This window comes from Variovorax sp. P4_D9 (assembly GCF_056401695.1).
Window position 1 is genome coordinate 1 of the sequence record NZ_JBFUIU010000196.1, and the last position, 12,900, is coordinate 12,900.

Genomic DNA, 12,900 nt, shown 5'->3' on the forward strand with positions numbered 1-12,900 from the left:
CCGGTGCAATCGGCGCCGGCCTGCAGCGCGAGGCCGACCACCGCCTGCGCCACTTCGCGCTCGGTCCGGCGGGTGCTGCGTGCCACCTGTTCCATCGCCTGCGTGATCTGCTGGCGCGTCAACTCGCTCTCGCGGCCGAAGCTGGGCAGTTCGCGCAGCACCCGCAGGGAGCGGCTGACCGGTTCGATCAGGTCGGCCCAGTCGACCTGGCCGATCATGCGCAGCGTCGTGATGATGTTGCCGACCGTGAGGTTGGCGGCCGCCTGCGCGGTCTGAGCGTCGGCGATCAGCGCCGCGCCATTCGGGCAGTGCTGCTCGGTCCACTTGACGAGTGCGGGCGGATGCTCGCCGTGCTCGACCGGCAGCCGCTGCCAGAGCTGGGTCAGGTAGCTGTCCTGCATGCCGCGGCTCTGCAGCGCGCGATAGAGCACGTCGAGCTCGTGCGACGACAGCGAATCGGCCGCGTCCCAGGCCGCGTGCGCGACCTCGCGCGCCACCTTGTTCTCGGCAATGCGCTCGGCCACCCGCCGCAGGTTCTCCAGCAGCACCACGCGCAGCGTGGTCGGCAGTGCCCACAGTTCGCCGAGGGTGAGTTCATCGATGTCCTGGTAGGCATCGAGGAAGGCCGTGAAGAGCGTCTTGTTCAGCACGCTGTCGGTGTGTGCCACATAGGCCCAGGCGATGCCGTAGACCCGCGGCAGGCCGGCCAACGGCGGCGCCGCGAGCTTCGGCAGGCGGGCGTAGTAGCTGCGCGGCACGCCCTCGCGGATCTGCTGGAGCTGGGCCTCCACGAGGTGGAAGTTGTCGAGCAGCCATTCGGCTGCCGGCGACACGTAGCGCCCGCTCTGCGAGATCAGCGCGATGTAGTCGAAGGCGCTGCGCAGCGACTCGAGGTTCTTGTCGACGCGCGGGAAGAAAGGCGTCGTGTCGCCGCGCGAGGGACCGGGCTGCACGCCCTGGGCACGTGCCAGGCTGTGGCCGTGTTGCGCGAAGCGCTGGGCGCCGAACAACTCGGCGCGGATCGGCGCTTCGACCGGCTCGTGCGGCCCGAGCAGAAGATCGCGCGCGTACCGGCTGAGGCTGTCGAGCCGGTCGACGACCGCTGCGGCGCTCAAGCGACCGCGAACAGTCCGATGGCGATCACGCCGGCCACGCAAGCCATCGTCACAATGCGGCCAGCGGCGACTGAACGCACCTGCTGCAGATGGCTGCGAACCGCGAACCATCGCCCTCGAGCCCGCGCGCAATGTCGCATGTGCGATGCCAGCGCGTCGAAGTCGCCGCTGACGAAGTCGATCGGGGAACGGGCAAGCGATTGCGGGGATGACATGGCGGAGTTTCCTGTGAACGACCCTGAAGCCGCCGCGCGATTGCGAGAGCTGTGAACGTGCGGGCCAGGGTACTCCCTATGCAATGGCCTTTTTATCTGCTTCGCCGTGAAATGGTGTAGGAGAGGGCGGACACCGCCCGCTCTCGCCTTGCGGGCCGGTTCGTCAACCTGTGTTGCGCAAGCCCGCCGCCACCCCATTGATCGACATGTGGATGCCCTTCTGCAGCCGCTCGTCGACCTGCCCGGCGCGGTAGCGGCGCATCAGCTCGACCTGCAGGTGGTGCAGCGGATCGATATAGGGGAAGCGATGGCGGATCGAACGCTGCATGTCGGCGTTGCCCTCCAGCCGCTGCTTGGCGCCGGTGATCAGCGTCAGCGCGTCGGAGGTGCGGTGCCATTCGGCGTCGATCATCGAGAACACCTTCTGCCGCAGCTTCTTGTCGGCCACCAGCTCGGAGTAGCGCGAGGCCAGGGCGAGGTCGCTCTTGGCCAGCACCATGTCCATGTTCGACAGCAGCGTGCTGAAGAAGGGCCATTGCGCGTACATGCGCTGCAGCAGCGCCTGCCGTTCCTTGCGCGCGCCCGGATTGGCGGCTTGCACAAGGAAGCGTTCGATCGCCGAGCCGAAGCCGTACCAGCCCGGCAGCGTTAGGCGGCACTGGCCCCAGCTGAAGCTCCAGGGCACCGCGCGCAGGTCCTCGATGCTGCGGCTCGGGTTGCGCGAGGCCGGGCGCGAACCGATGTTGAGCTCGGCGATCTCGCGGATCGGCGTGGCGCTGAAGAAGTAGTCGCCGAAGCCCGGCGTCTCGTAGACCAGTGCGCGGTAGGCCGCCATGCTGGCTGCCGACAATTCGGCCGCCGCGGCGACGAAGGTGGAGGGCGCAGCCTTGGCGGTCGGCAGCAGCGTGGCCTCGAGCGTCGCAGCCACCAGCGTCTCGAGATTGCGGCGGCCGATCTCGCTGTTGGCGTACTTCGAGCCGATCACCTCGCCCTGTTCGGTCAGGCGGATCTGGCCGCGCACGGTGCCCGGCGGCTGGGCCAGGATCGCCTGGTAGCTCGGGCCGCCGCCCCGCCCCACGGTGCCGCCGCGGCCATGGAACATCCGCAAGCGGATGGCAATGYCGCTGTGTGCGTTCAAGTCGTCGAACAGCGCCACCAGCGCCAGCCCGGCACGGTACAGCTCCCAATTGCTGGTGAAGATGCCGCCGTCCTTGTTGCTGTCGCTGTAGCCCAGCATCACGTCCTGCTCGGCGCCCGAGCGCTGCACCAGCGCATGGATGCCCGGCAGCGCATAGAAGGCGCGCACGATCGGCGCCGCGTTTCGCAGGTCCTCGATGGTCTCGAACAGCGGCACCACGATCAGGTCGCAGGTAGCATTGTCGGCCAGCGTGCCGCGCAGCAGTCCCACTTCTTTTTGCAGCAGCAGCGCTTCGAGCAGGTCGCTGACGGTTTCGGTGTGGCTGATGATGTAGTGGCGGATCGCCGCCGCGCCGAAGCGCGCTCGCGCGGTGCGCGCGGCTGCGAAGATCGCGAGTTCGCTCCTGGCGAGCGGCGAGTAATCGGCATCGGGCACTCTGAGCGGCCGGGCGTCGTCGAGCAGGCGCAGCAGCAGCGCCTGCTTGTCTTCCTCGGGCAGCGCTGCATAGGCGGGCTCGATGCGCGCGGTGGCCAGCAGCTCCGCCACCACCGCCTCGTGCTTGTCGGAACTCTGGCGGAGGTCGACGGTCGCCAGGTGGAAGCCGAACACCTCGACCGCGCGGATCAGCGGATGCAGGCGCGGCGCCGCCAGCACGGTGCCGTGCTTGTCGGCCAGCGACTCCTCGATGGTGCGCAGGTCGGCCAGGAACTCCTCGGCCGTCTGGTAGGGGTTCTGCGGCTTCACGGCGTGGCGCGCGGCCTCGCCGCCCGTGAGTTCGCGCAAAGTGGCCGCCAGCCGCGCGTACATGCCGGTCAGCGCGCGGCGGTAGGGTTCGTCGACGCGGTGCTCGTTCTTGTCGGGCGAGCGCTCGGCCAGCGCCTGCATCTCCACCGATACGTCGACCAGCGTGGCGGACAGCGACAGCTCGCCGCCGAGGTAGTGCACTTCGGTCAGGTAGTGGCGCAGCGCCAGCTCACTCTGCCGGCGCAGTGCGTACTCGAGCGTTTCGGCAGTCACGTTCGGATTGCCGTCGCGGTCGCCACCGATCCACTGGCCCATGCGCAGGAAGGGGGCCACCGAGGGCACGCTGCCGCCGTGGGCCAGGGCCTTCTCGAGATCGGCGTAGACCCGCGGGATCTCGCGCAGGAAGGTGGCCTCGTAGTAGCTCAGCGCGTTCTCGATCTCGTCGGCCACGGTCAGCTTCGAGAAGCGCAGCAGGCGCGTCTGCCACAGCTGGGTGACGCGGGTGCGCAGCTGRCGCTCGTTGTCGGCGTACTCGATCGGCGTCAGCGCATCCTTGGCCGTAGCGAAGGCACGCTGGCGCAGCGCGATCTCGTCGCGCGCCGTGAGCAGCTGCGCGATGGCGCGCTCGGCATCCAGGATGCTCTTGCGCTGCACTTCGGTCGGGTGCGCGGTCAGAACCGGCGAGACATAGCTGTGAGACAAAGACTCGACCACCGTCTCGGCCTTGATGCCGGCCTTGCGGATGCGCGCCAGCGCGATCTCGAGGCTGCCTTCGGCGCTCTCGCCGGCACGCTCGGCCTCGGTGCGGCGGCGGATCTGGTGCCGGTCCTCGGCCAGGTTGGCGAGGTGACTGAAGTAGGTGAAGGCGCGGATCACGCTCACGGTCTCGGCGGCGCTGAGTCCCTTCAGCAGGTTTTTGAGCGCCCGGTCCGCGGCATGGTCGGCGTCGCGCCGGAAGGCCACCGAGAGGGTCCGGATCTTCTCCACCAGTGCGTAGCTGTCGTCTCCCTCTTGTTCGCGGATCACGTCGCCGAGAATGCGGCCCAGGAGCCGGATGTCGGCGATCAGGGGCAGGTCTTCGTCACGGGTCCGGCGCTTCGCGGCAACCGGTGCGGGGCTCGTCTTCATTCGAAACTTCTCCTCGTGGGCTGGGGACATGCCGGCGTTGCTGCGGCGCAACATGCTAGCATCCCGCAAGTCTCTTTTTCATACGGGAAACGGTTTGAGCAACATCGTCATCGCTACGCGCGAAAGCCGCCTGGCCATGTGGCAGGCCGAACACGTCAAGGCCCTCCTGCAAGAACAAGGCCATGCGGTGGAACTGCTCGGCATGACCACCCGCGGCGACCAGATCCTGGATCGCTCGCTCAGCAAGGTCGGCGGCAAGGGCCTGTTCGTCAAGGAACTCGAACTCGCGCTCGAAGAAGGGCGCGCCCACATCGCGGTGCATTCGCTCAAGGATGTGCCGATGGACCTGCCCGATGGTTTCGCGCTGGCCTGCGTGCTCGAGCGCGAGGATCCGCGCGATGCGCTGGTGTCGCCGCGCCACGCGTCGCTGGCCGAACTGCCGCAAGGGGCGGTGGTCGGTACCTCCAGCCTGCGCCGCGTGGTGCTGCTGCGCGCGCTGCGGCCCGATCTGCGCGTCGAGCCCTTGCGCGGCAATCTCGACACCCGCCTGCGCAAGCTCGACGAAGGCCAGTACGACGCCATCGTGCTGGCTGCGGCCGGGCTCAAGCGGCTCGGCCTCGAAGGGCGCATCCGCGAATGCTTCGAGCCCGACACGATGCTGCCGGCCGCAGGGCAGGGCGCGCTCGGCATCGAGATCCGCTCCGACCGCACCGATCTGCTCGCGCTGCTGGCGCCGCTGGCAAGCCGCGCCGACGGGCTCGCGACGGCCGCCGAGCGCGCCGTCAGCCGCGCCATGGGCGGCAGCTGCTCGATGCCGCTGGCCGCGCACGCGCGCTGGCAGTCCGATGGCCGGCTGCGCATCGATGCTGCCCTGGGCGATCCCGAAGGCTTGGCGCCGCTGCGGCGGGCGCAACTGGTGGCCGAGGCTGCCGATGCGGCGCAGGCGAGTGCGCTGGGTGAAGCGGCAGCGCGGCTGCTCCAGGCATGAGGCTCCGATTCGCTTGCCCATGCTGCTGATCACACGGCCGGCCAGGGAAGCCGCGCGCTGGGTGGACGATCTGCGCGCCGCAGGCCTGGACGCGGTGGCGCTGCCCTTGATCGCGATCGAGCCGCTCGACGACCCGGCGCCGCTGCAGGTCGCGTGGCGGCGCCTTTCCGACTATGACGCGCTGATGTTCGTCAGCGCCGCCGCTGCCGAGCACTTCTTCCGCGGCATCGACGTCCGCCTGCCTCCGACGCTGCGTTTCTGGGGCACCGGTCCCGGCACCACGCGGGGGTTGCGCGAGGCCGGCGTGCCGGCGTCGGCGATCGACGCGCCGTCTGTCGATGCGCCGCAGTTCGATTCCGAGAACCTGTGGGGCCTGGTGGCGCCGCAAGTGGGCCCGGGCGCCCGGATCCTGATCGTGCGCGGCGGCGATGCCACCGGGCAGGCCACGGGCCGCGACTGGCTGGCTCGCGAGATCGCGGCCGCCGGAGGCCTCTGTGATGCGGTGACGGCCTACCGTCGCATGCCGCCGTCCTTCGGCGAGGCCGAGCGACGGCTGGCGGCAGAGGGCGCCAGCGGTGCTGCGACCTGGCTCTTCAGCAGTTCGGAAGCGATTGCCAACCTGTGCCGCTTGCTGCCCACCGTCCACTGGCAGTCGGCGCGCGCCCTGGTCACCCACGAACGCATCGCCGAGGCCGCCCGCGCCGCCGGATTCGGCCGCGTGCACGTCTCGCGGYCGTCGCTGCCCGAGCTGGTCGCGTCGATAGAATCCCTGACATGAGTGACGCTCCTGTCTTCCACGAGCCACTGCCGGAATCCGCGTTGCGCACACCGGTTCCGGCCCCCTTGCCGGCCGGGCATTCGACCGCGCTGGCGCTGCTCTCGCGGCTCGCCTTCGGCCTGCTCGCCATCGTCGCAGTGATCGCGCTGTTGATGTCGATGGCGCTCTGGCAGAAGGTCAGCGGCATGCAGGAGCAGTTGGCGCGCCAGAGTGCCGATGCCCTGGCACAGGCGATGGAAGCGCGCACCCTGGCGCGCCAGGCCCAGGAAGTGGTACGCGACACGGCGGCCCGGCTGGCGCTGGCGGAGACCCGGGTCGGCGAGGTGGCGCTGCAACGCTCCCAGCTCGAAGAACTGATGCAAAGCCTCTCGCGCTCGCGCGACGAGAACCTGGTGATCGATATCGAGGCCGCCGTTCGGTTGGCCCTGCAGCAGGCGCAGGTCACGGGCAACGTCCAACCGCTGCTGGCGGCACTGAAGGCAGGTGACCTGCGCATCGCGCGCGCCGCGCAGCCCCGGCTGGCGCCGCTGCAGCGCGCCATGCAGCACGATGCGGATCGCCTTCGCAGCAGTGYCAGCGCCGACAACACCGATGCGCTGCAGAAGCTCGACGAACTCATGCGCATGGTGGATGACATGCCGGTGCTCAACGCGGTGGCCGTGCGCGGCGGCGCGCTCGATACCCGGCAGGCCGAGCCGCTGCCGGCAGACGCGCCGTGGTGGCAGCGCTTCCTGCTGATGGTGCATACCGAGGCGCGCTCGCTGTTGCGGGTCGGGCGGATCGAGCGGCCCGAAGCGGTGCTGCTGACGCCCGATCAGACCTTTTTCCTGCGCGAGAACCTCAAGCTGAAGCTGCTCAATGCCCGGCTGGCCCTGCTGTCACGGCAAATCGACACGGCGCGCGGCGAGATGGCCACCGTGTCGGCGTCGATCAACCGCTATTTCGATCCGGCTTCGCGCCGGGTCCAGGCCGCAGCGACGCTGGTGCAGCAGGTGCAGGCGCAGATCCGCACCAGCGAGCCGCCGCGCGTCGACGAGACGCTGGCTGCGCTCGCCACGGCCGCCGCGGGCCGCTAGGCAGGCTCGAAGCCATGCGCGCCGTCCTCTGGTTCCTCGCTCTGTTCGGCGTCGCCGCCGCGGTGGCGCTGTTCGCCGGCAACAACCAGGGCACGATCACCGTCTTCTGGCCGCCCTGGCGGGTCGACCTGTCGCTCAACCTGGTGCTGCTGCTTCTGTTCGCCGTGTTCGTGCTGCTGCACCTGGCGTTGCGGGGCTTCTCGGCACTGTTCTCGCTGCCCAAGCAGGCGCGCCAGTGGCGTTTGCAGCAAAAAGAGCGCGCGCTGCATTCGGCGCTGCTCGACGCCGCTGCGCAATTGTTGTCGGGCCGGTTCTCGCGCGCGCGCAAGGCGGCGCAATCGGCGCTGGCGCAAGAGCGGCGGCTGGCCGCGCTCGATGCCCGGCTGCCGCAGGCTCTTCAGGTCCGCGTGGTGGCGCATCTGCTGGCCGCCGAGAGCGCGCAGTCGCTGCAGGATCGCCCGGCGCGCGATGCGCACCTTCAGCAGGCACTCAACGAGAGCGCCGATCGTGGCGCATTGGTGGCGCCGGAAATACGCGAGGGCGTGCAACTGCGTGCCGCTCGTTGGGCGCTCGACGACCGCGACGCGCCGGCCGCCCTGGCGCGGCTCGCGGAACTGCCGCAGGGGGCGCAGCGCCGCACCCTGGCGCTGCGCTTGCGGCTGAAAGCCGCGCGCCAGGACCGGCGCACCCYGGAGGCGCTCGAAACCGCGCGGCTGCTGGCCAAGCACCGGGCCTTTTCGGATGCGGCGGCGCAGAGCATCGTGCGCGGACTGGCGACGGAGCTGCTGTCGGGGGCCCACGACCCGGCCCAATTGCTGCGCGCCTGGGGCGAGTTCGATGCGTCGGAGCGCGAAATGCCCGAGGTCGCGATCCACGCGGCCCAGCGGATGGTGGCGCTGCGCGGCGATCTCACGCTGGCGCGCGCTTGGCTGCTGCCGATCTGGGAGCGCATGGTCGAGCAGCCACAGAGCCTCGGCGAATCCCTGCGTGTGAAACTGGTCCGGGCGCTCGAGGCCGGCCTCGATTCAGTCGATGCCGACTGGCTCGCGCGCATCGAGTCGGCGCAACGAAACAACCCGCGCGACCCCAACCTGCAGTACTTGGCGGGCATGGCCTGCATGAAGCGGCAGCTCTGGGGCAAGGCGCAACAGTTGCTCACACAGGCCGGATTGGGTCTTCAGGACATCAATCTGCATCGACGGGCTTGGCAGGCGCTGGCGCAGTTGGYTGAAGCACGCGATGACGCCGACCAGGCTTCGGCCGCCTGGAAACGCGCGGCACAAAACGAAAATCCCTGACACGGCTTTGCTTCAGCGACTCGTACGCTATTGAATTCRTAGCATTCGATCCGGTTTGCCTGGCGATCCGGGTCGTTCCGACTGAAGAGAAATTCCCAGGGCGTGTTATTTCGGCAGTTGCCGTCCCCTGTTCATCTGCCGGAAGATGTAATCCGAGAAAGGGTTTGAGTAGCCCCTTCTCATGATGTACAGTCGTAACTGTTTGCAAAAGTATTCATTTCAGGGTCACGATGCGGAGCTGCACTTGAAGCATTTTTTACTACATGCCGCACTGCTGGCTTCAGTGGGCTTGCTGGTGCAAGGCTGCGCGCCCCTGGCGCCGGGCTTCCGTTCGGCGAGCAACGATGCCGAGCAGGCCGTCTCTCCAGCCGGTTTCTCGACCTCCGAGATCGATCCGCCCCCGCCCGGTGCGCTGACCGAGATCACGCCGACGCTGATTTCGGCGCAGCGCGCGGCGACTCGCCAGACCAAGCTCGGTCCCGACGTGACGGCCTTGCTGGGCCAGACCGAACCCTACCGGATCGGTCCCGGTGACGTGGTGGGCATCACGGTGTTCGACCATCCCGAGATGGTGTTCAGCGTCGTTCCGCCGACCACGGTGGCCGACCCGGCCAGCGTCTCGCCCGCACCGGGCTACATCGTGTCGAACACCGGGCAGCTGAGCTTCCCGTACATCGGGTCGCTCAAGGTGGCGGGCATGACCCTCCAGGAGATGGAAGGGGCGGTGGTGAAGCGACTGGCGCGCGTCTTCAGGGACCCGCAGATCAGCGTTCGGGTCGAGGCCTTCCGCAGCAAGCGCGCCTACATGGACGGCGAGGTCCGGACACCCGGGCTGGTCCTCTTCACGGACATTCCAATGACCCTCGCGGAGGCGATCAACCGCGCCGGTGGCCTGAATTCGAACGGTGACCGTTCGGCGATCGAACTCACGCGCGAGGGCAAGACGGTGGTCATCGACCTGACGGCGATGGCCGACGCCGGTGTCAATCCGAGCCGCATTCCGCTGCACCCGGGCGACATGATCTACGTTCGCAACCGCGACGAGCGCAAGGTCACGGTGATGGGTGAGGTGACCCAGCAGACCGGGGTGCTGATGCGCAACGGCCGGCTGAGCCTGAGCGATGCCCTGACCGAAGTGGGCGGCGTCAACCTGACCACCGCCAATCCGCGCCAGATCTACGTGATCCGCAACGAGGCCAAGGGCCAGTCGATCTTCCACCTGGACGCCCGCACACCGACCGCGATCGCGATGGCGGACGGCTTCTCGCTGAAGGCGAAGGATGTGGTCTACGTCGACCCGGTGCCGCTGGTGCAGTGGAACCGCGTCCTCAACCTGATCCTGCCGACCGCCACCACGGCGATCACGTACCAGTCCGTCGGCACCACTACCACCGGCCGCTAGTCGAACCGATCGTGACCATCCGGAACATTCTCGTTGTGTGCATCGGCAACATCTGCCGCAGTCCGATGGCCGAAGGCCTGATCGCGGCGGCGCTGCCCGACGCGCAGGTCGCATCGGCCGGACTCGGCGCCCTGGTGGGCGAACCCGCGGACGCCATCGCCCGCGAACTGATGCAGGAGCGCGGCATTTCGATCGAGGACCACCGTGCGCGGCAGATCAGCCTCGATGCCTGCCAGCGCGCCGACTTGATCCTGGTGATGGACGCCGAGCAAAGGCGCGCGGTCGAGGAGCGCTATCTCTTTGCCTCCGGCAAGGTATTTCGTCTCTGTGAGTTCAGCGATCGGGATGTCCCGGATCCGTATCAGGCTGGGCGTGCAACTTTCGAACGGTCGCTGGCGCTCATCGAAGAAGGTACCCAGCAGTGGCTCCAACGCATTTCAAGAGTATCCAGTCGATGAATTCCACACTCACTCCCAAACCCAATCCAAGTTCGTTCGGCACGGCGAACGAGGAGGATTTCAACATTGGGCGCTACCTCGAGGTGCTGGTGGCGAACAAGTGGCTGATCGCCCTCATCGCCCTGGTCGTGTTCCTGGGCGGAGCGGCCTATGCCTTCCTCGAGCGCCCGATCTACGAATCGAACATGGTGGTCCAGGTCGAAGACCCGGAAAGCGGCGGCAAGGGCATCCTCAGCGAAGCCGGCGGGCTGATCGACCTCAAGACGCCCGCCAGCGCCGAAATGGAGATCATCCGCTCGCGCATGGTGGTGGGCAAGGCCGTGGACGCGATCAGGCTCTACATCGTTGTCGGCCCGAACTACATTCCCTACATCGGCGGCTGGCTGGCGCGGCGGGCGACCGGCCTGTCGGAGCCGGGTTTCCTGGGCTTCGGAGGCTATGTCTCGGGCACCGAGCAGATCGCGGTGTCGCATTTCGAGGTGCCGGCGTCGATGGAAGGGTCCTTCTTCAAAGTGACGGCCAAGGGGGGCGGTCAATACGCGCTGAGCTCGCCGCGCCTGGCCCAGACCTTGGTCGGCACGGTCGGCGCGCCGTTGAAGGCCGAGACCCCGGACGGCCCCATCGAACTGGTCGTGAGCAGGCTGGACGGCAAGCCCGGCGCCGAGTTCAACGTGCGGCGTTTCGCCAAGCTGCCGACCATCCTCTCGCTGCAATCGGGCCTGAGCCTGAGCGAGCGCGTCAAGGCCTCCGGGATCATCAACGTGGCGCTGCAGGACATCGATCCCAACCGTGCGGCCCAGGTGCTGAACGCAGTCGGCGCGCAGTACGTGCAGCAGAACATCGAGCGAAAGGCGGCTGAAGCGCAGAAGACGCTGGCCTTCCTCGATGTTCAGTTGCCGCAGTTCAAGCGCCAGATGGAGGCTGCGGAAGAGACCTACAACCGCTATCGCAATCAGAAGGGCACGGTGGCGTTCTCGGAGGAGGCGACCCTGATCCTCGGCCAGGCGGTCGACCGCCAGACCCGGCTGCTGGACGCCCAGCAGCGCCGCCGTGACCTCGAGGCGCGCTTCACTTCCAGTCATCCGCTGGTGCAGACGCTGGACGCCCAGATCGCGGCGCTGAAGGCCGACATGGCCGGCATCCAGACGCGAATCAAGGGGCTGCCTGCGATCCAGCAGGAGGCGGTGCGCATGGAGCGCGACGTCAAGGTGAACACCGAGCTCTACCAGTCGCTGCTCAACAGTTCGCTGCAGCTGCGGCTGGTGAAGGAGGGCAAGGTCGGCAACGTTCGCGTGCTCGACGAGGCGGTGCCCCCGATGGGCCCGATCAAGCCGAACCGCAATGTCATCATGGCCGCAGCGCTGGCGTTGGGCCTGTTCCTCGGCATCTGCGCCGCGTTCATCCGCAATTCGTTCATCGAGCAGCGCATCCGCGACCCGCACGAGGTCGAGGCTGATATCGGCCTGCCGGTGTTCTCGACGATTCCGATGAGCCCGGCGCAACAGACCATCGCCGCCCGGCGCCTGAGCGGCGCCACCGGCGTGCGGTTGCTGACGATCGAAAAGGCCGACGACCCCGCTGTCGAGAGCCTGCGCAGCCTGCGCACCGCGATGCAGTTCGCGATGCTGGAGTCACCCAACAACCGTGTGCTGATCACCGGGCCCACGCCGGGCGTCGGCAAGAGCTTCGTTGCCGCCAACTTCGCTGCGCTGATGGCCGCCGCCGGACGGCGCACACTGCTGATTGACGCCGACCTGCGGCGCGGCCACACACACCAGTATTTCGGCCTGCAGCGCCACGGTGGCTTATCCGAACTGATCGCCGGCAGCCTGACCGTGCAGCAGACCGTGCACCGGCAGGTGGTTCCCAGCCTGGACTTCCTGGCCACCGGCCAGCTGCCGCCGAACCCGGCCGAACTGCTGGTGTCGGACTCGTTCAAGACCAACCTGGAGCGCCTGTCCGAGCAATACGACCTGGTCGTGATCGATGCGCCGCCGGTGCTGGTGGCCGCCGATACGAGCACCATCGCAACGCACGTGGGCACCGTGTTGCTGGTGGCGCGCGCCGACCTGTCGACGATGGGCGAACTGAAGGAAAGCACCCGGCGCCTTTCGATGGGCGGCAAGGCTGCCACGGGGGTGCTGCTCAACGGCATGAACGTCAATCGCCGGGCCTATGCCGCCTACAAGTACGGCCGCTATCGCTATACCAACTACAACTACGAGAGCATCCTGCCCGAAGAGCAGTAGGCTCGTCCCCCAGGTTGCCCGGCACTCGTGTCCGGGCGCCAGCGGCCCGGCGAAGCCGGTTCCGCGGTGTTTCACCAACAAGGCCGGGCTTCGCCGGCCTTTTCAGTCTCTGAGGCAGGCGGCCTGGAGGTCGCGTTCGAATTGGGCGAGGACGGCGTCGCGGTCGAAGTTCGCTTCGGCGAAGGCGCGGGCGCGGAGGCCGAGCTCGCGGCGCAGTTCGGGCTGGGAGGCCAGCTTGAGCACCGCGTCGGCGAAGGCGCGGGCATCGTCGGGGGGCACGGCCAGGCCGCACTGGGAGACCACCTTGCCCA

9 protein-coding genes and 2 pseudogenes are annotated in these 12,900 nt (G+C 68.2%); 7 read left to right on the forward strand and 4 right to left on the reverse strand.

Features of this window, described 5'->3' with window-relative positions; genetic code table 11:
* The 3 genes and pseudogenes from AC1DY5_RS21215 to ppc form a co-directional block, all read right to left on the reverse strand.
* Nucleotides 1–1,115 (reverse strand): annotated as a pseudogene (locus AC1DY5_RS21215) (GH36-type glycosyl hydrolase domain-containing protein); the annotation flags it as partial.
* Nucleotides 1,112–1,330, reverse strand: a complete 219-nt coding sequence (locus tag AC1DY5_RS21220; protein ID WP_478114494.1) for a hypothetical protein — start codon at nt 1,328–1,330, stop codon at nt 1,112–1,114. The gene AC1DY5_RS21220 and the pseudogene AC1DY5_RS21215, both read right to left, overlap by 4 nt.
* 163 nt (nt 1,331–1,493) lie before the next feature.
* Entirely contained in the window at nt 1,494–4,340 is a 2,847-nt protein-coding gene (gene ppc / locus AC1DY5_RS21225; RefSeq protein WP_478114495.1) for a phosphoenolpyruvate carboxylase, read from the reverse strand.
* A 52-nt stretch (nt 4,341–4,392) separates the two neighbouring features.
* Between ppc and hemC the strand changes: the two genes are divergently transcribed.
* From hemC to AC1DY5_RS21260, 7 genes are all read left to right on the forward strand, one after another.
* Nucleotides 4,393–5,328: a hydroxymethylbilane synthase gene (gene hemC, locus AC1DY5_RS21230; protein WP_478114496.1), complete on the forward strand. Its 936-nt coding sequence runs from the start codon at nt 4,393–4,395 to the stop codon at nt 5,326–5,328.
* A 19-nt stretch (nt 5,329–5,347) separates the two neighbouring features.
* A complete protein-coding gene (locus tag AC1DY5_RS21235) occupies nt 5,348–6,106 on the forward strand; it encodes a uroporphyrinogen-III synthase (RefSeq protein ID WP_478114497.1) in 759 nt (252 codons plus the stop codon).
* Nucleotides 6,103–7,182 carry a uroporphyrinogen-III C-methyltransferase gene (locus AC1DY5_RS21240; protein ID WP_478114498.1) on the forward strand — a complete coding sequence of 360 codons (1,080 nt, stop codon included), beginning with the start codon at nt 6,103–6,105 and terminating at the stop codon, nt 7,180–7,182. The genes AC1DY5_RS21235 and AC1DY5_RS21240 overlap by 4 nt, the downstream gene beginning before the upstream one ends.
* A gap of 14 nt (nt 7,183–7,196) precedes the next feature.
* Nucleotides 7,197–8,480 (forward strand): heme biosynthesis HemY N-terminal domain-containing protein, encoded by a 1,284-nt coding sequence (locus AC1DY5_RS21245; protein WP_478114500.1) that lies wholly within the window; start codon nt 7,197–7,199, stop codon nt 8,478–8,480.
* A 244-nt stretch (nt 8,481–8,724) separates the two neighbouring features.
* Nucleotides 8,725–9,882 (forward strand): polysaccharide biosynthesis/export family protein, encoded by a 1,158-nt coding sequence (locus AC1DY5_RS21250; RefSeq protein WP_478114502.1) that lies wholly within the window; start codon nt 8,725–8,727, stop codon nt 9,880–9,882.
* Nucleotides 9,883–9,899: 17 nt separating this feature from the next.
* Complete coding sequence (locus AC1DY5_RS21255; protein ID WP_478114505.1) at nt 9,900–10,340, forward strand: low molecular weight protein-tyrosine-phosphatase; 441 nt, start codon at nt 9,900–9,902, stop codon at nt 10,338–10,340.
* Nucleotides 10,337–12,589, forward strand: coding sequence for a polysaccharide biosynthesis tyrosine autokinase (locus tag AC1DY5_RS21260; RefSeq protein ID WP_478114503.1), 2,253 nt, complete (start codon nt 10,337–10,339; stop codon nt 12,587–12,589). The genes AC1DY5_RS21255 and AC1DY5_RS21260 overlap by 4 nt, the downstream gene beginning before the upstream one ends.
* Before the next feature lie 102 nt (nt 12,590–12,691).
* On the opposite strand, the pseudogene AC1DY5_RS21265 reads toward AC1DY5_RS21260, so the two are convergent.
* Nucleotides 12,692–12,900, reverse strand: a pseudogene (locus AC1DY5_RS21265) (colanic acid biosynthesis glycosyltransferase WcaI); the annotation flags it as partial.